This is a genomic window from Actinomadura sp. KC06 (assembly GCF_004348735.1).
Lineage (GTDB): Bacteria > Actinomycetota > Actinomycetes > Streptosporangiales > Streptosporangiaceae > Spirillospora.
In genome coordinates this window covers 1-23743 of record NZ_SMKT01000134.1, presented here as the reverse complement: position 1 = coordinate 23743, position 23743 = coordinate 1, and the positions used below count along the sequence as shown (strand labels likewise).

At 70.6% G+C, this 23743-nt stretch carries 16 protein-coding genes and 1 pseudogene; 10 read left to right on the top strand and 7 right to left on the bottom strand.

The window, feature by feature from the left end:
• Positions 1 to 590: 590 nt before the first annotated feature.
• A pseudogene (locus tag E1287_RS31925) lies at positions 591 to 2015 on the bottom strand (CCA tRNA nucleotidyltransferase); the annotation flags it as partial.
• A 380-nt stretch (positions 2016 to 2395) separates the two neighbouring features.
• On the opposite strand from E1287_RS31925, the gene E1287_RS31920 reads away from it, so the two are divergent.
• The 6 genes from E1287_RS31920 to E1287_RS31900 all read left to right on the top strand — a co-directional run bounded on the left by E1287_RS31920 (position 2396) and on the right by E1287_RS31900 (position 11106).
• Complete coding sequence (locus tag E1287_RS31920) at positions 2396 to 2980, top strand: YbaK/EbsC family protein (protein WP_131968993.1); 585 nt, start codon at positions 2396 to 2398, stop codon at positions 2978 to 2980.
• Between the two features lie 242 nt (positions 2981 to 3222).
• Complete coding sequence (locus tag E1287_RS44100) at positions 3223 to 5907, top strand: DUF6049 family protein (protein ID WP_165969289.1); 2685 nt, start codon at positions 3223 to 3225, stop codon at positions 5905 to 5907.
• Positions 5864 to 7636 (top strand): murein biosynthesis integral membrane protein MurJ, encoded by a 1773-nt coding sequence (gene murJ / locus E1287_RS31915; protein ID WP_131968992.1) that lies wholly within the window; start codon positions 5864 to 5866, stop codon positions 7634 to 7636. Before E1287_RS44100 ends, murJ begins: the two co-directional genes overlap by 44 nt.
• A 197-nt stretch (positions 7637 to 7833) precedes the next feature.
• Positions 7834 to 9540: a protein kinase family protein gene (locus tag E1287_RS31910; protein WP_131968991.1), complete on the top strand. Its 1707-nt coding sequence runs from the start codon at positions 7834 to 7836 to the stop codon at positions 9538 to 9540.
• Positions 9541 to 9706: 166 nt separating this feature from the next.
• A complete protein-coding gene (gene sigM / locus E1287_RS31905) occupies positions 9707 to 10330 on the top strand; it encodes an RNA polymerase sigma factor SigM (protein WP_207934589.1) in 624 nt (207 codons plus the stop codon).
• Positions 10327 to 11106 carry a zf-HC2 domain-containing protein gene (locus E1287_RS31900; protein ID WP_131968990.1) on the top strand — a complete coding sequence of 260 codons (780 nt, stop codon included), beginning with the start codon at positions 10327 to 10329 and terminating at the stop codon, positions 11104 to 11106. Before sigM ends, E1287_RS31900 begins: the two co-directional genes overlap by 4 nt.
• Positions 11107 to 11228: 122 nt before the next feature.
• On the opposite strand, the gene E1287_RS31895 is transcribed toward E1287_RS31900, so the two are convergent.
• A complete protein-coding gene (locus tag E1287_RS31895; RefSeq protein ID WP_131968989.1) occupies positions 11229 to 11801 on the bottom strand; it encodes a dienelactone hydrolase family protein in 573 nt (190 codons plus the stop codon).
• A gap of 252 nt (positions 11802 to 12053) precedes the next feature.
• Here E1287_RS31895 and trxB point away from each other — a divergent pair, with 252 nt between their 5' ends.
• Positions 12054 to 13007 (top strand): thioredoxin-disulfide reductase, encoded by a 954-nt coding sequence (trxB, locus tag E1287_RS31890; RefSeq protein WP_131968988.1) that lies wholly within the window; start codon positions 12054 to 12056, stop codon positions 13005 to 13007.
• 414 nt (positions 13008 to 13421) lie between these two features.
• Positions 13422 to 13736 carry a thioredoxin gene (gene trxA / locus E1287_RS31885; RefSeq protein WP_131968987.1) on the top strand — a complete coding sequence of 105 codons (315 nt, stop codon included), beginning with the start codon at positions 13422 to 13424 and terminating at the stop codon, positions 13734 to 13736.
• Between the two features lie 296 nt (positions 13737 to 14032).
• On the opposite strand, the gene E1287_RS31880 is transcribed toward trxA, so the two are convergent.
• Positions 14033 to 14650, bottom strand: a complete 618-nt coding sequence (locus E1287_RS31880) for a GNAT family N-acetyltransferase (RefSeq protein ID WP_131968986.1) — start codon at positions 14648 to 14650, stop codon at positions 14033 to 14035.
• Between the two features lie 676 nt (positions 14651 to 15326).
• On the opposite strand from E1287_RS31880, the gene E1287_RS31875 reads away from it, so the two are divergent.
• Together E1287_RS31875 and E1287_RS31870 are read left to right on the top strand one after the other, a co-directional pair.
• The gene (locus E1287_RS31875; RefSeq protein WP_243719569.1) at positions 15327 to 16619 is read left to right on the top strand and encodes a PLP-dependent aminotransferase family protein; all 1293 of its coding nucleotides are present in this window, start codon (positions 15327 to 15329) and stop codon (positions 16617 to 16619) included.
• Between the two features lie 157 nt (positions 16620 to 16776).
• Positions 16777 to 17718: a D-alanine--D-alanine ligase gene (locus tag E1287_RS31870; RefSeq protein ID WP_131968985.1), complete on the top strand. Its 942-nt coding sequence runs from the start codon at positions 16777 to 16779 to the stop codon at positions 17716 to 17718.
• Positions 17719 to 20320: 2602 nt separating this feature from the next.
• Here the strand turns inward: E1287_RS31870 and E1287_RS31865 are convergent.
• From E1287_RS31865 to E1287_RS45040, 4 genes are all read right to left on the bottom strand, one after another.
• A complete protein-coding gene (locus E1287_RS31865; RefSeq protein ID WP_131968984.1) occupies positions 20321 to 21349 on the bottom strand; it encodes a ParB/RepB/Spo0J family partition protein in 1029 nt (342 codons plus the stop codon).
• A complete protein-coding gene (locus tag E1287_RS31860; protein ID WP_131968995.1) occupies positions 21346 to 22161 on the bottom strand; it encodes a ParA family protein in 816 nt (271 codons plus the stop codon). Before E1287_RS31860 ends, E1287_RS31865 begins: the two co-directional genes overlap by 4 nt.
• A 347-nt stretch (positions 22162 to 22508) precedes the next feature.
• Positions 22509 to 23189: a 16S rRNA (guanine(527)-N(7))-methyltransferase RsmG gene (gene rsmG, locus E1287_RS31855; RefSeq protein WP_131968994.1), complete on the bottom strand. Its 681-nt coding sequence runs from the start codon at positions 23187 to 23189 to the stop codon at positions 22509 to 22511.
• Between the two features lie 234 nt (positions 23190 to 23423).
• On the bottom strand, positions 23424 to 23743 hold a 320-nt coding region (locus E1287_RS45040), incomplete at its 5' end, for a hypothetical protein (protein ID WP_207934588.1).

Below are 23743 nucleotides of genomic sequence, written 5' to 3'. Positions count from 1 at the left end.
CCCTCAGCCAACTCACCCACCGAGGACGCACCCTCGGAGGTCCCGCCCCGGGACGCGTCTTTCTCGGACTGGCTGCTCTCAGACTGCCCGCCGGCAGGGGCCCCGCCGCCGGACCGCCCAACCTCAGCCGCCGACCCTCCAGACGACCCGCCCACCGACGCGCCGCCCTGGGACGCGCCGCCCTGGGACGCGCCGCCCTGGGACGCGCCGCCCTGGGACGCGCCGCCCTGGGACGCGCCGCCCTGGGACGCGCCGCCCTGGGACGCGCCGCCCTGGGACGCGTCATTCTCAGGCTGGCCGTGCGCTGAGGTCCCGTCGCCGGGAGGCGCGGCATCGGTCGTCGGTTTCCTGGACGGTTTGGGCTTTGGGGGTGTGGCCTCGGGGGGGCCGGCCTGGGATGTGTCGTTCTTGGGCTGCTTGGGCTCTCCCTCTCCCGGCGCCCCGCCACCGGACACCCCGGCGCCAGCCGCCCCGGACTCGGCTGCTTTTCCTTCAGGGGAGGCGTCCTCGGACGCTCGGCCTTGGGACGCGTCGGCCGCGGAGTGCTCGCCCGCCGACGGTTCGGGGGCGGGGAGGATGCCTTCGGTGGTGGCCCAGTGGCGGAGTTCGGCGGCGGCGGCGTCCTTGCCGATCATGCCGCGGTCGAGGCGCACGTCGAGGAGGAAGCGGTAGGCCTTGCCGACGAGCGGGCCCGGGGTGATGCCGAGGATGTCCTGGATCTCGTTTCCGTCCAGCTCGGGGCGGATCGCGGCCAGCTCTTCCTCTTCCGCCAGGCGCTCGATCCGCAGTTCGAGGTCGTCGTAGGTGCGGCGGAGCCGGTCGGCCTTGCGCTTGTTGCGGGTCGTGCAGTCGGCGCGGGTCAGCTTGTGCAGGCGGCTGAGCAGCGGCCCGGCGTCGCGGACGTAGCGGCGGACGGCCGAGTCGGTCCACTCGCCGGTGCCGTAGCCGTGGAACCGCAGGTGCAGCTCGACCAGCCGGGACACGTCCGCGATGACGTCCTTCGAGTACCGCAGCGCGGTCAGCCGCTTGCGGGTCATCTTCGCGCCGACGACCTCGTGGTGGTGGAACGACACCCGTCCGCCCTGCTCGAACCGGCGGGTGCGGGGCTTGCCGATGTCGTGCAGGAGGGCGGCGAGGCGCAGGACGAGGTCGGGCCCTTCCTTCTCTTGGGCGATGGCCTGCTCCAGGACGATCAGCGAGTGCTCGTAGACGTCCTTGTGCCGGTGGTGCTCGTCGATCTCAAGCCGCAGTTTGGGCAGCTCGGGCAGCACGTGGGCGGCGAGGCCCGTGTCGACCAGCAGCGCGAGGCCCTGGCGCGGGTACCGGCCGCAGATCAGCTTGGACAGCTCGTCCCGGACGCGCTCGGCGGAGACGATCTCGATGCGGCCCGCCATGTCGTTCATCGCCGTGACGACGTCCGGCGCGACGGTGAAGCCGAGCTGCGAGGCGAACCGCGCGGCGCGCATCATGCGGAGCGGGTCGTCGCTGAAGGAGTCCTCGGGGCGGCCGGGGGTCCGGAGGACCTTGCGCTGGAGGTCGACGAGGCCGCCGAACGGGTCGACGAACTCGTGCCCGGGCAGCCGCGCCGCCATCGCGTTGACGGCGAAGTCGCGGCGGCGCAGGTCCTCGACGAGGGACGTCCCGTACGAGACGTCGGGCTTGCGCGATTTCGGGTCGTAGGACTCGCTGCGGTACGTCGTGATCTCCAGCTCGACGCCGTCCTTGCGGAGCCCGACCGTGCCGAACTCGATGCCGATCGTCCAGTGCGCGTCCGCCCAGCCGCGGATGATCTCCAGGGTGCGCTCGGGCGGCGCGTCGGTGGTGAGGTCGAGGTCCTTGGTCGGACGGCGCAGCAGCGCGTCCCGGACGGGCCCGCCGACCAGCGCCAGCTCGTGACCGGCCGCCGCGAACAGGGCGCCGAGGTCGTCGGCGGCGGGCGCGATCCGGCGCAGCAGCTCGGCGATCGCGGTGCGCCGCGAGGCCTCGGAGGTCACGTTCTGGTTGGGCACGACCATCGAGCGTATTTCCTTGATAGACGGGCTGACAAAGGACTTTCTGGCGATCAACGGGGGCCGGCACGGAGTCCTTGCGGGGCCGGAGCAGGACGAGACCCTTCACATGCGGCGATCCCCGGGTTACGTTCTGGGCACCCCGATGACGCCAGCGCGACCGCCGGTGAGCCTCCCGCACGACAACGGTAGCGGGATCCCCGAGGGCCCCGGTCCGCCGCAGGTGCGGCAGCGGCGCATCGGGAGGGTTTGCGCGATGCGCGCGCAGGGTTAATCCAGACGTCTCGGGTATGTGGGGATACTCCCGCAGCGTGCACAGCACGGGGAGGCAGGGAAACCAGTTCCGGGGGTGAGCGGGGCGAGAACCCCGCGGGATGGAGCCGATCATGAAGGACGCTCTCACCATCCACCGCGCGCTGCTCGGATGGGAGGCCGCGCACGAGATCGTGCGGCTGCCCCTCGCGCTGGCCCACGCCGACGAGCTCCCCAAGGCGCTCGGGCTGCCCGCGGACCGCTGCCTGGTGACGCGCGTCTACTCCTGCGACGGCGGCCATCCGAGCGCTCATCCGACCGGCCATCCCAGCGGCCATCCGAGCGGCCATCCGAGGCGCCCGTTCCTGGCCGGGGCGATCGTCCCGGCGGGCGAGCGGCCGCCTCTGGACGCCGTCCGGCGCACGGTCGGCGCGGAGACCGTCCGTCCGGCCCGCGCGGACGTCGTCAACGCCGTCACCGAATACGCGGCGGGCCTCGTCTGCCCGCTCCTCCTACCGGACGACATGCCGCTCCTCATCGACCGGCGCGTCGTGCACGGCCTCCCCGCCGACGACGTCGTCTACACGGCGACCGGCGAGGCGTCCACGGCGCTCGGCATCCGGGGACGCACCCTGTACGCCCTCTGCCAGGCGAAACCGGCCGACCTCTTCCCGTCCCCGGCCCGCGCCGCACGAGACCCCCGCCATCCCGTCGCCTGACCACCCCGCAAGACGGCACTGGGTGGGGTATTTGCGGCGTGTGGGGGTTTTGGGGGCTCTGGTGGCATGGCGATCGCGGGCATGTGGCCGAATACACGCCACAGGTGGACGGGACGGTCTGATGGCCCCGCGCCGCGGACTACCATCGGGGCCGTGGTGCGGGAAAACGACGCCCGCCGTCCCCAGGCGGCCGGATCCGTGGACGACGGCGCGGTTCCGGGCGGCTCCGGGTCGGACCCGGCGTGAGAACGGTCAAGCGCGCGGTCGCGCTGGCCGCCCTGCTGCCCTGCATCGCGATGGCGGCGCCCGCCGCCCTGGCGTTTCCGGCCTCGGCGCAGGCGCAGCGGGCCCCTGACACCGCGGCGCTGGCGCAGCAGAAGGCCCCGGTGGGGCTCGCGCTCACCAAGATCGACCCGAAGCCCGTCCGGGAGAACTCGAAGATCGAGATCTCCGGGCTCGCCAAGAACCGCACGGACGACCAGCTCACCGGGCTCACCATGCGGCTGCGGTACAGCGCGCAGCCCGTCACCAGCCGCAGCCAGCTCGACCAGTTCTCGTCCGGCCAGCCGAGCCTGCTGCCCAACGTCGCCCCGCAGCAGCTGCCGCTCACGGGCGTGGTCCAGCCCGGCGCGACGCAGACCTGGACGTTCAAGACCACCACGAAGGCGTTGCAGCTGCGCGCTCCAGGAGCCACGCCCGGCGTCTACCCGGTGGGCGTCGAGGTGCTGAACCCGGCACAGCAGGTCGTCGGCGGGCTGACGACGTTCCTGACGTTCATGCCGAAGGATCGGCAGTTCCAGCCGGTGGCGATCAGCTGGGTCTGGCCGCTGATCGACCGGATGCACCGCACCAACGACCGGACGTTCTTCGACGACCAGCTCACCAAGGAGATGTCGCGCGACGGACGGCTCGGCAAGCTCGTCAACGCGGCCGCCGCCGGCACCACGCCGATCACCTGGGCGATCGATCCGGCGCTGCTGGACGACGTCCAGCAGATGGCGTCCGGCGAGTACACCGTGCGGTCCTTCGGCGGGAAGGCGGTCGAGAAGGAGAAGAGCACGGTCGCGGCGTCCTGGACGGCGGCGCTGAAGAACGCCGCGAAGGGCGACCCCTACTTCACCGTCCCGTACGGCGACCCGGACGTCGTCGCGCTCGTCCGGCACAAGACGACGCGCGACATCGGCGTCGCGCTCGACGAGCGGAACACCGGCGTCGTGCCGAAGGTCCTCGGACGTCCGGCGGACGCGCAGGTCGCCTGGCCGCCGTACGGCGTCGCGGGACCCGGCACCCTCGGGCAGCTCGCCCAGCACGCCCTGAAGGACGGCGGGACGTTCCTGATGAGCAGCTCGCAGTTCCAGAACCCGCTGCCGGGGACGCCGCCGAACGCCACCACGACACTCCAGACGAACGAGGGCAAGCGGACGGCCGTCCTCTACGACGACAAGCTCAACCAGATCGTCAGCAAGGGGACGGCGACCGCGTCCGGCGCCGCCCTGGCCGAGCAGCGCTTCCTCGCCGAGACCGCGATGATCGCGGCGGAGACGCCGAACCTTCAGCGCAGTGTCGTGGTCGCGCCCGACCGGCACTGGAACCCGGCGCCGGGCTTCGCCGAGAAGCTGCTGACCTACACCAAGGACGCGCCCTGGCTGCGGGAGATGCCGCTGAGCAAGATCGAGTCCGCGGAGCCGCAGGGCAGGGTCTTCAACGGCTACAACGACGACTACGAGGCGTTCGAGCTCAGCGACGCGCACCTCACGCAGACGCGCGAGATCGCTCAGGAGGCGGCGCAGTTCCGAGCGATCATGACGGGGGACATCAAGATCTCCTACGAGCGCGCCCTCCTGCGCCTGCAGTCGGTCGCGTGGCGGACGATGCCCGGCCGCGCCAAGGCGGCGCGCAGGGAGCTGGCGAGAGAGCTCGACGACGACATGGACAGCGTCCGAATCGTCACCACCAAGAACAAACGGGTGCTGATGGGGGGCAGCTCGGGCAAGCTGCCGGTGCTCATCGAGAACACGCTGAAGAACCAGGCCGTCCGGGTCCGCCTCGTCGCGGTCCCGACGTCGGAGAGCCGCGCGAAGCTACGGCTCGGGGCGCTCGACCCCGACGAGGCGTTGATCAACCTCCGGCCCGGGGAACGGGCCCAGCGGTGGATCCCGGCGAAGGCGGCCGGGAACGGCAACTTCCATGTGCGCCTGGAGCTGATGATCCCGGACTCGGGCGGCCGGACGTTCGGGGACGGCGAGACCATCACCGTCCGAACCACCGGGTATGGGCGTCTCGCCCTGCTCATCACCGGCGGCGGACTTGCCGTACTCTTCGTGGGCGTCGGAGTGCGGGCCATCAGAGCAAGGCGCCGGCGGAAAGCGGAGGCAGGCGGTGACGGGTCGACCGAGACGGGATCGGCGGGGACGGCGGAACAAGGGAACGGGTACGCCGGCCCCGGCTTCCCAGGGCCCGGCTCCGGATTCTCAGGGCCCGCGTCCGGATTCGCCGCGCCCGGGCCCGAACCCACAGGTCCCGCCTCCGAGTTCCCAGGGTTCGCAGAGCGCGGGCTACCCGGCGCAGAACCACCCACAGGGCCAGGGCACTCCTCAGCAGCAGACACCGGGCTACCCCCAGGGGCAGGGCTATCCGACCCCTGGCACTCCTCAGCAGCAGGCACCGGGCCACTACCCGTCACAGGGATATCCCCAGGGCAGGGGATATCCCCAGGGGCAGGCCCCGCCCCCGCAGAACCCACCGCCACAGGGCCCGCCGCCCCAGGGCTATCCGGGACGGGGGCCGCAGAGTCCTCAGCCCCATCGGAACCCGGCGGGACATCCGAACAGGCCACCGACGGGACGCCCCCCGGCGGGGATGGCAGGGCCGGCGGCGGGAAACATGCCGCCGGGCGCTGGGAACCTCGCAGCCGAGACGGCGATTGACCTCCCCGTCCCCGGCGGCGGAGGCCCGCGCCCAGGCGGCGCCGAAACGGTAGTGGACGCCGCCCCGTCCGCCGGCCCCCCAGAGGGAGGCGGGAAAGGCGGCTCAGGCGGCATCCTGCGCTCCGGCGCGATCATGGCGGTGGGGACGCTCGCGTCCCGCGTCACCGGCTTCCTGCGCACCGCGGTCATCGTCGCCGCGCTCGGCACCGGGCTGCTCGCCAACGCCTACAACACCGCCAACACGATCCCCAACCAGATCTACGACCTGCTGCTCGGCGGCATCCTGACCAGTGTCGTCGTCCCGCTGCTGGTGCGCGCCAAGGAACGCGACCGCGCCTACGGCGAACGGTACGAGCAGCGCGTGTTCACCCTCGCGGTGATCGGCCTCGGCGTGCTCACCGTCGTGTCCGTCCTGTGCGCGCCGTTGTTCATCGACGTCCTCGCGGGCAGTTACACGGGCGACCAGCGCAAGGTCGCCATCCTGTTCGCGCAGTTCTTCCTGCCGCAGATCTTCTTCTACGGCGTCGGCGCGTTCGCCGGGGCGATCCTCAACACGCGCGGCAGCTTCGGCGCGCCGATGTGGGCGCCGGTGCTGAACAACCTCGTCGTGATCGCGGTCGGCGGCGCGTTCCTGGCGGTCACGACGGGACGGGTCGACCCGTCCAACATCACCGACGGCCAGATGATGCTGCTGTCGATCGGCACCACGGGCGGGATCGTCCTGCAGACGGTGGCGCTGTGGCCGTCGCTGCGCCGGGTCGGGTTCCGGTGGCGGCCCCGCCTCGACTTCCAGCGCGGCGAGCTCGGCGAGGTCGCGCGGATGGCCGGCTGGACGCTCGTCTACGTCATCGCGACCCAGGCCGGGTTCGCCGTCGTGACCGCGCTGGCGAACCGGGCCGGGAACCTCGCCGTCGATGAAGGGCTCGGCGAGGGCTACGGCTACACCCCGTACTTCAACGCCTACCAGCTCTTCCAGCTGCCCTACGCCATCGTCGGCGTCTCGGTGATCACCGCGCTGCTGCCGCGGATGAGCCGGTTCGCGGCCGAAGGCAAGACCGCCGACGTGCGCGCCGCGTTCTCCAGCGGCCTCCGGCTCTCCTCGGTGATCATCATGCCGGCGGCGGCGCTGATGCTGGTGCTCGGCCCGGAGATCACCACGGTGCTGTTCGCGCACGGGAACACCTCGTCCGAGGACGCCCTGGTCATCGCGCGCGTCATGCAGATGTTCGCGATCGCGCTCGTGCCGTTCTCCACCTACCAGCTGATGCTGCGGGTCTTCTACGCCCACGGCGACACCCGGACGCCCGCGCTGATCGGCGTCGTGTCCGTCACGTCCAACATCATCATGGCGTTCACCGCCTTCAACGTCCTCGGCGTCAAGTGGATCGTGGTCGGCATCGCGGGCGGCTTCGCGGTCACCAACACGGTCGGCGCGCTCACCTGCTGGCTGGTGCTGCGCCGCAAGCTCGGCGGCATCGACGGCCGCCGCATCGTCGGCGGGCACCTGAAGCTGCTCGTCGCGATCTGGCCGCTGGTCGGGTTCGCCTACGCCACGCACACCGTCGCGGACGCGGTCGGCGACACCGGCACGCTCATCCCCGCGCTGGTCACCCTTATGGTCGGCTCCGCCGGCGGCGGCCTGCTGTACCTCGTCTTCGCCAAGCTGATGCGGGTGGACGAGGTCCAGGCGGTGATCGCCACCTTCGCCCGCAAACTCCCCGGCCGCTGACCCCCGCCCGCGGCAAAGTAAAGAGGCAAAGTAAAAAGGACGCGCGGCGATAAGGCGGCCACTCGTACGAGTAGCCACTACCATGTGGGGGACCACGGCTTGCGGGGCGACACCCTGGGGAACGCAAAGAGGAGGGTCGGAGGCGTAAGCTGCCACGCCACGAACATGGGATCTGACCACCTGTCCAGGACGTTGCCGTGAGCACCTCAGTCATCGAGCCCGGCACACGTCTCGCCGGTCGCTACCGGCTCGAAAAGCGCATCAGCGACTCGGGCGGATCGTCGCTCTGGAAGGCCATCGACGAGATCCTCGCGCGCGCCGTCGCCGTCCGCACCTTCGACCCCGAGTTCCCCCGGATCACCGAGGTCGTCACGTCCGCCCGCGCCGCCAGCCGGCTGACCGACCCCCGGCTCACCCAGGTGTTCGACGCCGACGACAGCGGCGAGAGCGCCTACGTCGTCAGCGAATGGGTCGTCGGCGAGACCCTGGAGGGCATGCTCGCCAAGGCGCCGCTCGAACCCGGACGCGCCGCGACGCTGCTGTACGAGGCGTCCGAGGCGATCGCCGCCGCGCACGCCGCCGGCCTCGCGCACCTCTGCCTCGCGCCCCGCGACCTCGTCTGGACGACCGGCGGCACCGTCAAGATCCTCGGCATCGCGACCGACGCCGTCCTCGGCGACAAGTACGCCGACGACCCCGCGGGCGAGGACGTCCGCGGCCTCGGCCGGATGCTGTACGCGGCGCTCACCGCGCACTGGCCGGGCGACGACGGCGGATCCGACCTCCCCGCCGCGCCCCTCGCCGACGGCGAGGGCGAAGGCGTCCTGTACGCGCCGCGCCAGGTCCAGGCCGGGATCTCGCACGCGATCGACGCGATCGTGTGCCGCTGCCTCGGCATCGGGCGGGCCGAGCCGCTCGCGTCCCCGGCCGACCTGGCCAAGGCGCTGCGCGGCGTTCCCCGCACACCGCTGCCGCTGTTCGCCGGCCTCGGCCACACCCAGCCGCCATCGCCCGCTTCGCCGCCGCCGCCCGCGTCGCCGCCGTCCCGGCCTGGCCCTGCCCAGCGGCCCTCAGGGCGGCCCGCGCCGCACGGGACGCCCCGCCGCCGTTCCAGGGCATCGACGCCGGGGTCCACGCAGCCGCATCACGCGCCCGCGAGCGAGCAGCCTGCGGCGGCGTCGCACGTCCCGCCGCCCCGGGTGCGCAACCGGCACGACGCCCCGCCCCCGCCGTCTTCCACGTCCACCCGCACGGCGCCCGCGCACGGCCACGGCGGACACGGCGCGCACGGCGCCCCCCGCCGTCCGGGCGGCAACCGCGCGCTCCTCGGCGTCGCCGCGGCCGCGCTCACCGTCATCGTCGGCCTCGGCGCCTGGGCGCTGTCCGGCGGCGGCGGGGACGACCCCAAGGGCAACGGCGTCACCGACAAGGGCCAGACGAGCACGCCGCCCAAGCCGCAGACGGTGAAGCTGGACGTGGCGAACATCGCCGAGGCGCAGCAGTCGCGCCCCGACCACCCCGACACCGCGATCGGCAAGAACCTCCAGTCCGTCATCGACGGCAGCCCCGGCGGCAAGTGGGAGACGCAGAGCTACCGCGACGCCCATTTCGGCAACTACTCCAAGGGCCTCGGCGTCCTTCTCGACATGGGCCGCCCGGTCAAGATCGCCAACGTGAAGGTCCACTCGCCGGAGACGGGCGGGATGCTGCAGGTCAAGGTCGGGAACTCGCAGACCCCGTCCGCCCTGACGGAGATCGGCCAGCAGCCCGCCAACGGCGGCGAGCTGACCGTCGTCGCGAACCCGCAGGCCACCGGCCAGTACGTGCTCGTCTGGTTCACCAGGCTGCCCTCGTCGTACAAGGGCAAGCTGGGCGAGATCACCGTCTACGGGGCCGCCGGCTGAGCCCGTTCCGCGCGACGGCAAGGGCTGTGACGTGGACCGGCGCATGTCTGTATCGTGCCTGTAAGCAGATGTCCCTTCGCCCCCTGGAACCTGTGGTGCCAACCCCAGCAGCCGGTCGCGGAAACCCGGCACGTCCCGGGCGTCCCGAACGAGAAAGCGGTCGCTCATGACGTCGGTGAGCATGCGTCGCGTCGACGAGGTGCCCGACAAGGAGCTCCTCGCCCGCCATGCCCAGGGGGACCCGCACGCCTTCGCCGAACTCGTCCACCGCCACCGGGACCGCATGTGGGCCGTCGCGCTGCGGACGCTCGGCGACCCCGAGGAGGCCGCCGACGCTCTGCAGGACGCCTGCCTTTCCGCCTTCCGTGCCGCCGGACGGTTCCGCGGGGACGCCGCCGTCACCACCTGGCTGCACCGGATCGTCGTGAACGCCTGCCTGGACCGTGTCAGGCGCAAGTCCGTCCGCCCGGCGACGCCGATGGGCGATGACGCCACGTTCGACGCCGTCGCGCCGAAGATGCCCGACCCGACGGACGCGCACGGCGTGTCCCTCGACGTCCGCACCGCGCTCGGGCAGCTGCCGTTCGAGCAGCGCGCCGCCCTCGTCCTGGTCGACATGATGGGCTACTCCGTCGACGACGCCGCGCAGGTCATGGAGGTCCCGCCCGGCACGATCAAGAGCCGCTGCGCGCGGGGACGCGCCAGGCTCGCCCCCCTTCTCGGTCATCACCGGAACCGACGGGAACGCAAAAACGTCGGAGGTGTGGAAGGAGGTGGCATGCCCAAGTGAACCCCGCACACCTTGACTACGACGTCCTGGCCGACCTGGCCGAAGGACTGCTCGAAGACGACGAAGCCGCCTCCGTCAGCGCGCACCTCGACACCTGCGCCGACTGCCGCGACCTGTCCGCCGACCTTGCGGACGTGTCCCGGATCCTGGCGGAGGCACCCGCGCCGTCCATGCCCGCCGAACTGGCCGAACGCATCGACACCGCCATCGCCGCGGAGTCGCTGAACACCGCGGCCGTGGTGAGCCTGGAGGAGCGGCGCGGACGGCGGCATTGGCGGATCCTGTCGGCCGCCGCCGCGGCCGTGGTCGTGCTCGGCGGCGGAGCGGCGATCGGAACGGTCGCCCTGGACAACACGAACGGCGACCACGGCCAGGCATCGGCCCCACCGCAGGACAACGCGCGCTCCGGCGCCACCGGGAGCCAGAAGGAGAGCCAGGCCCTGGCGCCGAACGCGGCTCCCGCGCCCGCGTTCGCGGTCGCGCGCAGCGGCACCGACTACCGTTCCGGGACGCTCGCCGCGCAGGTCGGCCAGGTCGTGGCAGGCAACCACAAACTGAGCGCCGCCGACGCACCGGACACGCGGCTCCGCGGATGCGTCCTCGGCCTCGTCGGCGAGCGGAAGCCCGTTCTGGTCGACCAGGCGGAGTACGAAGGGAACCCGGCGACGGTCATCGCGGTCGCCGGCGACACGCCTGGGAAGCTGAACGTGTGGGTCGTCGGCCCTGATTGCTCGGCCCAGAACCAGAACGTCCTGAAAAAGCTAAAGGACACCTGACCACAAACCCAAAGGCCATGGACACAGGCGGCTCAACCACCGTCCATGGCCTTTCCCCTCCACCCCTTGCGCGTTCACCCTGCCCGCGTCCACCCTAGGGCCGACTGTCAGGGGCCGATCGGTCAGAGGGTTGCGAGGAACTCCAGGGCGATCGTCCAGGCCCGTTCGGCGGCCTCGGCGTCGTAGTCGGGCAGGTCTGGGTCGGTGAACAGGTGCCCGGCGCCTCGGTACCGGAAGACCTCGACGTCCGCGCCCGCCTTCTGCATCCGCAGATACCAGGCGTTCAGCCAGTCGGACGGCTCCCAGGTGTCCGGGTCGGCGACGTGGAGCTGCACCGGGATCTCGGTGGACGCGTCGTCCGCCATGTCAGACGTCCCGTGCATCAGCAGCAGCCCGCCTGCCTTGGCGTCGGCGAGCGCAAGGTTCTGGGCGAGGGACCCGCCGAGCGAGAACCCCGCGTAGACGAGCCCACCGTCGCCCATGAGCGGAGCGGCCGCCGCTACCGAGCGCCGCAGCAGCTCGTCCCGCCCGATCTCCTCCTTGATCTCGATGCCGGCCTCGGGGTCGTCGACGACCCGTCCGTCGTACAGGTCCGGGACGTGGACCTCGTGCCCGGCCGAACGAAGCCTGTCCGCCGCCTGCCGAACCGCAGGCCGCAGGCCGTACATCGAGTGAAGAAGCAGAACGCGCGCCATGCACCTCACCCTATGACCACCGAGAACCGTCCAGTGGACGAGCCGTCCAGCCGCTGCGGAGCGCGCCGCACAAGCCCGGCCCCTGGGTGTCTCACAGCCGGTGCGACCTACGGAATGGGTGACGGCTGCCGGACGATCGGCGGGCGGGAGGGTCGGCCGCCGCGTGCCGGGAATCCCCGGGGCCTAGGATCGGTTGACGCGTTTGGCAGGCCAGGTCGCGCGGCAGGACGGCCAATGAGGAGAGGCATAACAGTGAGCGACGTCCGTAACGTCATCATCATCGGCTCGGGCCCCGCGGGCTATACGGCCGCCATCTACGCCGCCCGAGGCGACCTCAAACCGCTGGTGTTCGAGGGTTCGGTGACGGCCGGCGGTGCGCTGATGAACACCACCGACGTGGAGAACTTCCCCGGGTTCCCGGACGGCATCATGGGCCCCGACCTGATGGACAACCTGCGCAAGCAGGCCGAACGCTTCGGCGCCGAGCTGATCACCGACGACGTCACCGAGGTCGACCTCACCGCCGACCCGAAGATCGTCAAGGTCGGCGATGAGACGTACCTCGCCAAGACCGTGATCGTGGCGACCGGGTCCGGCTACCGCGAGCTGGGCCTGCCGGACGAGAAGCGCCTCTCCGGACGCGGCGTCTCCTGGTGCGCGACCTGCGACGGCTTCTTCTTCCGCGAGCAGGACATCGCGGTCGTCGGTGGCGGCGACACCGCCATGGAGGAGGCGATCTTCCTGACCAAGTTCGCCCGCTCCGTCACCGTGATCCACCGCCGTGACCAGCTGCGCGCGTCCAAGATCATGCAGGATCGGGCGTTCGCCAACGAGAAGATCAAGTTCCTGTGGGACAGCGAGGTCACCGCGATCCACGGCGACGACCGGGTCACGGGCGTCACCGTCCGCAACACGAAGAGCGGCGAGCAGTCCTCGCTGGAGATCACCGGGCTGTTCATCGCCATCGGGCACGACCCGCGCAGCGAACTGTTCGCCGGACAGTTGGAGACCGACACCGACGGCTACCTGCTCGTCGACGCGCCGACCACGAGGACGAAGGTCCCCGGCGTGTTCGCCTGCGGTGACGTGGTCGACCACATCTACCGCCAGGCCGTCACCGCCGCCGGCACCGGCTGCTCGGCCGCCATCGACGCCGAGCACTGGCTACAGGACCGGGACGCCGCGGAAACCGTCCCGCAAGCCTGAACCCACGCACTCGAAGCCGTCCCCACCCGGGCTGGCAGCACAGCTCACAGAGACCACGGCCCGGAGACCAACGGCTACCCACCCGCAGGCACCACAAGCAGCACGCGCCCGGAAACGGCTGCGTTCGCTCGGCCGGGAGCCGGGTCGGCGCGCTGGCCGCCGCCAGCGGATGGACGACGGTCAGCGGACCGGGCCGGGCGGTCGCGCCAACCGGCAGGCTGGCAGGCAGGCGGATCGGAGGCCCGCGGCGTGGACCGGGACGGAACGATCGATTTGGAACGCAAATGAAGGGTCCGGACGCTGGACGGCGGCTCGACAGGCCGGGCGGCCGATGAATTCGCTGGACGGGCCCGCTCGTCCGGCAACATCGGGCGGGGGGTCGTCCACCATCCGCATGATGAGAGAAGGGGAACCATGAAAGCCGTGACCGACGCCGACTTCGCATCCGAGGTTCTGGAGAACGACAAGCCCGTCCTCGTCGATTTCTGGGCGGAATGGTGCGGCCCGTGCCGGATGGTGGGGCCGATCCTCGAAGAGATCTCCAAGGAGCACGGCGACAAGATCGAGATCGTCAAGCTCAACATCGACGAGAACCCGAAGGTGCCGCAGACGTACGGCGTCATGCAGATTCCGACGATGAACGTCTACAAGGGCGGTGAGGTCGTCAAGCAGATCATGGGCGCGAAGCCGAAGGCCGCCCTGCTGCGCGATCTCGCCGAGTTCATCTGACGGCACCCTCGTCCGTCCACATCGCTGAGTCCCAGCCCGGCCCGTCGCGGCCGACGCGGAGATCACCGCCCGCCACACCGCCGGGGCGATGCCCATCGGCCAGGTCAACCGCGTCGCCGCCGACCCGGCCGAGTCGTGGAAGGACCCGTCGGCGCCGATGGGACGCCGTCCCGCAGCCGATCGATCGCGCGAAGCGGTGTTTTCGAACCTCGTCGTCTCCCGCGGCGAGCGCGAATGCGTATGGCCCGCACTCCGTCAGGAGGGCGGGCCATACGCATGAATCGGCTCAGAACGCCTCAGACGGGTCGTAGCGCCCCCTCCGGGGTCATGGAGCCCAGCAGTCGTTCCAGCGCCACCTCGACGTCCTCACGCCACGACAGGGCCGACTTCAACTCCAGGCGGAGCCGCGGATACCGGTGATGCGGGCGGACGGTCTTGAACCCGACCGACAGCAGATAGTCGGCGGGCACCATGCACCCGCCCTCCTCGCCCTTCAGGTCGCCGAATGCCTCGATCGCCTTCACCGTGCGGCGGGTGAGGTCCTTCGCGACGCCCTGGACGAGCATCCGGCCGAGCCCGCCGCCCGCGAACTCCGGCAGGATGTGCGCGGTCATCAGCAGCACCGCGTCCGCGCTGACCGGGCTCGTCGGGAACGCCACCGAGCGCGGCACGTAGAGCGGCGGCGCGTACATCACGAAGCCCGCGGGGACGTTGTCGACGTACACGATCTTGCCGCAGCTGCCCCACTCCAGCAGCGTCGAGGAGATCCACGCCTCCTTCTCCAGGCCCGAGTCGCCGCTCTCCAGCGCCCGGTCCCGGCTCACCGGGTCCAGCTCCCAGAACACGCACCCGCGGCAGCGGTGCGGCAGATCGTTCAGATTGTCCAGCGTGATGTTGACGAGACGACGCGACACTGGGTCGGCACCCCCTGTTGCGATCCTCGCCCGCCAGCCTGAAACCTCTGGCCGGGCCGTCGGCTTCTCGGGACGGAACGCCGCTCCGCTGAAGTTCCCGGCAACATTCCGGGACCCTCGGGCATCGTATCGGACAGGGGGACCACCACCCGGCTCGGCACACCTTCGCAACACTCGCCGTCCAACCGACCCACAAGGTCGGACGACACACAACACAAGCGAGATCACCCGGATAGCACGCGGCCGTCCGGACATCATGCGTCTACAGGCGGCGCAGCAGGATACCGATCGGGGTAGCTCCAATGGCCATTCACTCGGACGAAGCACCGAGGCGGCACACCCACATGGGCGGCGCAGCTTCGGAGCGTCCGAGCGGCTTGCCACCCGTCCCCCCGAGCAAGACCGCACGCCCCACACCGCCGACAGCCCACGCCCCAACGGCACGCCCACCCGAGCGAGCCGACCGCCCAGCCGACCGGCCGCCCCACACTCCCCGCCGAAGCAGCTTGTCGCACGCGCACGCTCCGGCGATCCGGCACAACGGCTTTGCCGGACGCGACGTCCTCGCGGATGAAGCTGAAACGACCGGCCTGGACGCCTCGCCAGGGGTTCACCGGGAGTGTCCTCGTCCGATGCCGTATTTTGCAGGCTAGCCAGTCCACCTCGGAGGTGCCTCGTGGAACAGCACTCGCGTACGGATGCCTACACCGACCGCTACGCCGCCCGTGCCGCCGGCATGGTGCCCTCGGAGATCCGGGCTCTGTTCGCGATGGTCGCCCGTCCCGAGGTGGTCTCGCTCGCGGGCGGCGCGCCGTACGTCTCGGCGCTTCCCCTCGACGCCGTGGGCCGGATGATCGGCGACCTCGTCGCGGGCAAGGGCGCCGAGGTGCTCCAGTACGGCTCCGCGCAGGGCGACGAACACCTCCGTGAGCACATCTGCGAGGTGATGGCGCTAGAGGGCGTCCAGGCGTCCGCGGACGACGTCGTCGTCACGGTCGGCGCCCAGCAGGCGCTCGATCTCATCACCAAGATCTTCGTGGACCCGGGCGACGTCGTCCTCGCCGAGGCCCCGTCCTACGTCGGCGCGCTCGGCACGTTCGCCGCCTACCAGGCCGATGTCGTCCACGTCCCGCTCGACGAGGCGGGCCTCATCCCCGCCGCGCTCCGCGAGACCCTCGCGGACCTCCGGACGCAGGGTCGCCGGGTCAAGTTCCTCTACACCGTCCCGACATTCCAGAACCCCGCGGGAGTCACCCTCACCACCGCCCGCCGCGCCGAGATCCTCGAAATCTGCGCCGAGTACGACGTTCTGGTCGTCGAGGACAACCCGTACGGGCTCCTCGGCTTCGAGGGCGAGCCCATGCGGGCCCTTCGGGCGGACGACGCCCAGCGGGTCATCTACCTCGGCTCGTTCTCCAAGACGATCGCCTCCGGCCTCCGTGTCGGCTGGGTGCTCGCGCCGCATGCGGTGCGGGCCAAGCTCGTCCTGGCCGCCGAGTCCGCGATCCTCTGCCCGTCGAACTTCTCTCAGCTCGCCGTGCGCGAGTACCTCGCCACCCAGCCGTGGCAGGAGCAGATCAAGGACTTCCGCGAGCTCTACCGCGCACGCCGCGACGCGATGCTCGAATCCCTCGAACAGCTCATGCCGGACGGCTGCACCTGGACGCGCCCCGCGGGCGGATTCTTCGTGTGGCTCACTCTCCCCGAGGGCCTCGACGCCAAGGCCATGGCGCCCCGCGCGATCGCCGAACGGGTCGCCTACGTCCCGGGCACCGGCTTCTACGCCGATGGAACCGGCCACCGGCACATGCGCCTGTCCTACTGCTTCCCCGAGCCGCACCGGATCCGGGAAGGCGTCCGGCGCCTCGCCGCGGTGGTGGAACAGGAGATCCGTCTCCGGGACACTTTCGGCAGTGCGGTCGCGGGCGGATCCACCGGCGTCCAGGCACCGGGGCCGGACGTCGTCTGAATGTTTCACGTGAAACGCACCGGCCTCTCGGACGGGGTCGCCGGGCCTTCGGCGCGAGGCTGAAGGCATGATCGTGTCGGACGGCACGACTCGGCGCCCAGCCAACGGGGGAGCCGGTGCGTTCCGTCGTCACGGCACCATCTAGAGGGGCACACCAGTGGAACTCGGGCATGTCGTCGTCCTGGCGGGCGGGCTCTCCTACGAGCGGGAAGTCTCGCTTCGCTCCGGCCGGCGCGTCACGGAGGCGCTACGCGCCCTCGACATCCCCGTCGAACTCCGCGACGCGGACGCGACGCTCCTGGACTCCCTTTCCGACGATCCCCCGGACGCCGTGTTCCCCGTCCTGCATGGCGCGGCCGGCGAGGACGGCTCGATCCGCGACGTCCTCGAACTCCTGGACGTCCGTTACGTCGGCGCCCGCCCAGATGCCTGCCGAGTTGCGTGGGACAAGCCGACCGCCAAGTCCGTCGTCCGTCGCGCGGGCCTCCGCACACCGGACTCCGTCGCCCTCCCCAAGGAGGTCTTCCACGACCTCGGGGCCTCGTCCGTCCTCGACCACATCATCCGCAGCCTGGGCCTCCCGCTGTTCGTCAAGCCCACGCGAGGCGGCTCGGCGCTCGGCGCATCCGTCGTCCACGAAGCCGCGGATCTCTCCGCCGCCATGGTCGGCTGCTTCGCCTACGGCGACGCCGCCCTCGTCGAGCGCTACGTCGCCGGTACTGAAATCTCCGTCAGCGTCGTCGAGCGCGACGGCACCCCGACCGCCCTGCCCGCGGTCGAGATCGTCGCCCCCGGCGGCATCTACGACTACACCGCGCGCTACGACGCCGGCGACACCGAGTTCGTCACCCCGGCCCGCCTGGACGCGGACGCCACCGCCCGCGCCACCGCCGCCGCCGTCACCGCCCACCGCGCCCTCGGGCTCCGCGACCTCTCCCGCACCGACCTCATCGTCTCCCCCGACGGCGAGGTCCATTTCCTCGAAGTCAATGTCGCCCCCGGCATGACGGAGACGAGCCTCTTCCCCCGCGCCATCAGCGTCGCCGGCCTGGACCTAGGCGAAGTCTGCCGAGACCTGATCCTCTCCCGCTTCCCTTAGCCCCTTTCCAGACACCACACACACCCAACCTGGGCTCACCGCACCACACACCCCCCAACACCCCACCAACTCCACGCCACCCCAACACCCCCAATCCACCAAGTACCGGCGCCAACTCTGGACATACAGCAACTCCGCCGCCAGCCTCCAACCACCTCCGGACGCTCTGGACAGCCCGCCACCCTGGCCCGCCGTAGCCTCCCGGCGCCCCGAAGTCCGAGCGACACCGGACACCTAAGCAACCCCGCCGCGAGGACGGATGTCCGGACGTCGCACCCTTGCGTGTCGTGGTCGCCAGGCGCGGACGGCGCGAGCGTCCGGAGTCGCCGGTGCGTCCCCGGCGTCGGGCGGCTCCAAAAGCCAGACGACACCAGACACCGGGCACCTCCCCACCGGGCGGCGAATCCGAGCGCGACATCCAGCAGCACGTCACAGACCGGGATGCCGCGAGCACCACCGCTCCCAGGCGCCGCTCCCACGCCTCAGGGTCCCCGGCGCGACAACGCAGACGTTCGCCCCGTCCTCCATCACGGTCGCTTTGTGTCGCGAGGCGTCCGCACGGCAGCCGCACGCCGACCGCCTTCGGAAGACCACTCTGGGACGGACGCTCGCCGCGCCCACGGACTTCCCGGCCGCTGCGCCACCCCACAGCGCAAAACGCAGGGAAGGGACGAGCAAGGTCAGGCGACCCGGTTCCTCCGCCGCCTAGGTCGGACGGAGCAGGAGAGTTCGAGCCGCAACCTTAGGTCTGCGGCCCGGTCGGAACCGAGGGCCGGCGCTTGCAGTCACGCTGACGATCACGGCAGGGGAGGGCGAAGCTCAGTCAGCTTCGTCCGGCAACGACGCGCGTTGCCACGGGAGGCCCTGCCACCGGAAAGAAGGCGAGCTGGCCTGCGCACGCCTCTGGTCTTCCAAGGCGGCCGCTCACCATTCCCCTCTGCACTGGGGAGGGAAGGACTGGCGATCGATGTCGCGGTCTCGGACTCCCACGGAAGCGCCTCGCATCCCTGCCGCGGAGGCCCTAGTTCCGACGCACAGGTGTCGACTGGCGAGACAGTTTCACGTGAAACATCACCGCAGTCCGCCCAGCCTCGCGTGCAAGGAGAGGACTACCGCAGCGAGACTTACCGTGCCGGGTTGATCTCCCCATGGACGGGCTCCCAAGTCGTCAGCAAATGGCCCCAGCAAAGGCGCTATCGCGGCTGCCGCGCAGGTCGGTGACTCCACGGCCCGCACCAACACGAACTCGCGGCCGACACCACGGGACGGCCCCAGTCAGTTCGTCGACAGCGCTACAGCCGTCGCCGTCTCTGGCAGAACGACCGAGGAAGACTCACAAGCAGCAGGGACGCCCGCGGAATCCGCAAGCGAGCATCAGTGCAACTACCGGAGCTGGCGTCCATAACGGCGGTGAGTGATGCCACGGAGGCGTGAAGGGCCCCTCGCCAGGATCCTGAACGGGATGCGTTGCCGGCGGAGGTGATCCCTACTGAGCGGTCTGGCAGAGACCGCCAGTCGGGAATGGTGGCGGGTGTGGAGTGCTGCGTCCGCGCCCCGCAAAACCATCCAACCGCCGCGCGTTGAACACCTCAAGACGAGCGGAGGGGATACCACCCGCGCTCCACGCCCGAACACCGCACCACCAATGGGCCAACCACGAGGGGCGGTCGCGGCTGCGCACGGCGCCCTGTCCACCACACCGACGACCCGCACACGGCACCAAGGCAAGACGCCCGGACACGGAGGGGAGCGCCACCCGCAGTTGCCCGAACACCGCACGACCCATGGGCCAACCGCGAAGGACCGTGGCGGCTGCCCAGGGCGCCCCGTCCACCACCGCACTGACGACCCGCACACGGCGCCAAGGGAAGGTGCTCGAGCGCGGCGAGCCGGCTGCGGCTGGGCGAGCGGCCGGGAGGCGCTGCGCGACTGTCGAGACCAGAGCGGCCTTCAGATGAAGCCGACACAACCTGACGCCTTGCGGCTAGGGCGGGTCCGACGAAGGTGAGCCCATTCGTTGATGACGGCGATCTCCACAGCGGTCTGATGGCGGACGCAGAGCCTGTCAAACCGGGATCGCCAGAATCTGATGACGGGTAGGCGTTTGGTACCGCGATCCACGGCGTGGCGGCGTGGCGTTCGTCTGAGTCGAAGCGGGTGGGCGGGTCACGGCTTCGTCGCCGCAAAGGTGACCGACCCAGCCGGTGCCGGGATGGTGAAGCGATATCTCCGGCGGCGCATATGAGCGCGAGTCACCTGGGAGGAGGAGCGGCACCTTGCCGGCGCGTACACTCTTTCCCCGCAGATGCGGTCTGCCGTAGCCACGGTTGACCTTGGCATTGCGAGAAGCTTCGGTCCAGGACTCCCGGAAGCGAATGACGATGCGGCCAAGCGGGGCGGCCGATCCTCGAGGTTCTTCGACATTGGCCCGCCGTCTGGCGTTCGTCCGTCTGCATGAGCTTGCCGTCACCGTGAGAACATGCGCGCGCCGGGAACGGCAATCGGGCGATGTTTCACGGGAAACATCCGCCCTTCAGGGAAAGCGAAGCGCCCCGGGGGAGCCGTCTTGGGCTGCCGGGGCGCTTAGGAGGAGGCTAGGGCGTCAGGCTTCGCTGGAGCCGCTGTCCTCGTCGGGGGCCATGGATTTGATGATGCGGTCCAGGTCCTCCAGGGTGGCGAACTCGACCACGATCTTGCCCTTGTTGCGTCCCATGTCGACGCGGACCTTGGTCTCGTAGCGGTCGGAGAGGCGGTCGGCCAGCTCCTTGAGTCCAGGGGCGACGGGCTTATTGCGGCGTCCCTGACGCGGAGCCTTCGGCTCGTCGACCTCGCGGAGCGCGATGAGTTCCTCAAGGGCGCGGACGGAGAGGCCCTCCTGCACGATCCGCTGCGCCAGGTGCTCCTGGGCCTCGATGCTGTCGAGCGACAGGAGGGCACGCGCGTGTCCGGCCGACAGGACGCCCGCGGCGACACGGCGTTGGACGCCCGGCGGCAGGTTCAGCAGGCGAAGTGTGTTGGTGATGTGCGGACGTGACCGTCCGATGCGTCCGGCGAGTTGCTCGTGCGTGGCACCGAAGTCCTGCAGCAGCTGCTGGTATGCGGCGGCCTCCTCCAGCGGGTTGAGCTGCTGGCGGTGGAGGTTCTCCATGAGGGCGTCACGGAGGAGGTCGTTGTCGCCGGTGTCGCGGACGATCGCCGGGATGACGTCCAACCCGGCCATCTTGGACGCCCGCAACCGGCGCTCGCCCATGATCAGTTCGTAGTCGTGCTCACCTGACGGGGCCTTGCGCACCACGATCGGCTGCAGGAGCCCGACGATGCGGATCGACTCGGCCAGCTCCTCCAAGGCCTCGTCATCGAAGTGGTCGCGCGGCTGACGCGGGTTGGCGGTGATGGAGCGGACGGGAAGCTCGGCGAAATGCGCGCCCGCGATCGGCTCGAGCCCCGGATCGGGCGAGGCGGTGCCGTTCGGACCGGTCGTCCCAGAAGGACCGGACGTCACAGCCGCGGCAGGCCCGCCTGGGAAACCCGGCTCGCCGGCGCTGCCCGGCTCGGCGGACGTCGGCGGAGGCGGGGCGGTGGGGATGAGGGCGCCGAGTCCCTTGCCGAGGCCGCGTCGCTGCTGGCTCACTGGACGGCTCCTCCGTGGGCCATTTCGGACGCGGCTTCGCTGTAGGCGAGCGCGCCGCTTGAACCTGGGTCGTAGGTCATGACGGACTGCCCGTAGCTCGGGGCTTCGGAGACTCGGACGCTGCGGGGGATGACGGTGTTGAGGACGACGTCGCCGAAGTGGTTGCGGACGTCCTCGGCCACCTGCGCCGCGAGGCGCGTCCGGGCGTCGTACATCGTGAGCAGGATCGTGGACACCTTCAGTTTCTGGTTGAGGTGCGCCTTGACGAGGTCGACGGTCCTAATCAGCTGCCCGAGGCCCTCCAGCGCGTAGTACTCGCATTGGATGGGAATGAGCAGCTCGTCCCCGCCGACCAGGGCGTTCACGGTGAGCAGGCCGAGGGACGGCGGGCAGTCGATCAGAACGTAGTCGTACTTGTCCGTGTCGTACGCGTCCAGCGCCCGCCGCAGCCGCGATTCGCGCGCCACCTTGGAGACGAGCTCGATCTCGGCGCCGGCGAGGTTGAGCGTCGCGGGCGCGCAGTACAGGTTGGGGATCTCGGCGGCCGGGACGACGATGTCGGCGAGCGCCATGTCCTCGATCAGCACGTCGTAGATCGAGGGGATCTCCGCGTGGTGCTCGACGCCGAGGGCGGTGGAGGCGTTGCCCTGGGGGTCGAGGTCGACCACGAGGACCTGGGCGCCGTGCATGGCGAGGGACGCGGCAAGGTTCACCGAACTGGTGGTCTTGCCGACGCCGCCCTTCTGGTTGGCGATGGTGATGATGCGGCATCTGTCGGGACGCGGCCACTCCTTGCCCCGGCGGCCCGGCACCGGCTTGACCGCGGTGGCCGTTGTTTCATGTGAAACCTTGGCGTCCTTGAGCGCCTCGCGCACGAGTTCTGACTCCCCCTGAGTTGGTCCCTTGCGCGGACCCGGCGGCTGCGCGCCGGCGTTCGTCGGTACATAGCCGACGTTCTCCGCGGTTCCGGACGTCGTGGTACCCCACATTGCGTGTCCGGAGGGCGCGGTCCCCGGCGCGGTGCCCGGGTCCGCCTCCCCCCGCGTCCCGGCGGAGGACGCGCTGAGAGCGGAGTCCACACCGGGTCCGCCCAGGCCGGACGGCTGTTCGTCGGGGGATTCGTCGGCGCGGTCAGGCCTGCCAAGCCCTGGTCCCGTGCTCATGAAGACCTCTTCCTCGACCCTTTAGCACGCCGGGGTGCGCGCTGTCGTCGCTCGACGGCCTCGTCCCGGCCTGCGACCACGCGGACGAGTGTTGTCGGAGAATCGACCATACCGCGCCCGACCTGAAGCAGTTCCGCGCTCCGCGCCCCGAGCCGCTTAAGGACGGGTTCCGCCTCGTCCAACTCGGCCGCGGCCCGTTCGCCCTTGAGCGCAAGCAGTTCGCCGCCGGGACGCAGCAGCGGAAGCGCCCACGTCACAAGGCGTTTGAGCGGTGCGACGGCGCGTGCCGTGGCCACGTCCACCGCGATCTTGCCGACCATGTCCTCGGCCCGTCCGCGCCGCACCTCGACGTTGCTCAGGTCGAGCATCTCGACGCATTCGTCCAGAAACGTGGTGCGTCGCAGCAGCGGTTCCAGCAGGACGATCCGCAGATCAGGCCGGACGATCGCAAGCACGACACCCGGCAGGCCCGCCCCGGACCCGACGTCAACGACCTGCGCGTCCGCCGGAATCACCTCCGACACCACCGCGCAGTTGATCAGATGGCGTTCCCAGAGACGATCGACCTCGCGCGGACCGATGAGCCCGCGCTCGACCCCGGCCGTCTCAAGGAAAGCCGCGTAACGCTCCGCGACCGGCAGCGCGTCACCGAAGACGACCTCACGTCCAATCCCCACCAGACGAATCGTTCCACATAAACCAACGAAGCCGTGCACGCGCAACGTCCCAACACCACACTCCCGCGCCCCACCCGACACAACACGCCAACCAACCGCCCAACCCAACCCCTACGCCGCCCACACGCGACGTCCGCCTACCCACGGGCGCCAAGCCCCGCGCACTCCCGCCAGCCCAATCCCTGGCACAACGCGCTACACAACAGCTGGCAAGCGTCCAGCGTCCTACGCCCCTCAACACGCAGCACTCATCCCCCATCCGCGCAATCCTGCGGCCCCTGCCGCGAAACCTTCGCCATAACGCCCCGACCACACGTCCCCATAGATCACATCGACGCAGCTCCGGCGCACAGCGCTTACGCCAACCCATCCGCGCAACAGCCAGCGGATCTTGCCCGCTACTTTCCGCAACGCCTGCGCTTCCCCTCGTAGCGTGGAGACCTGAACCAGAGAGATGGTTGGGTCGTGGGAGACAAGAGACGCCGGTTCGATCCGGAGTTCCGTGAAGGAGCGGTGCGGATCGTCAAGGAGACCGGCAAGCCCGTCGCGCAGGT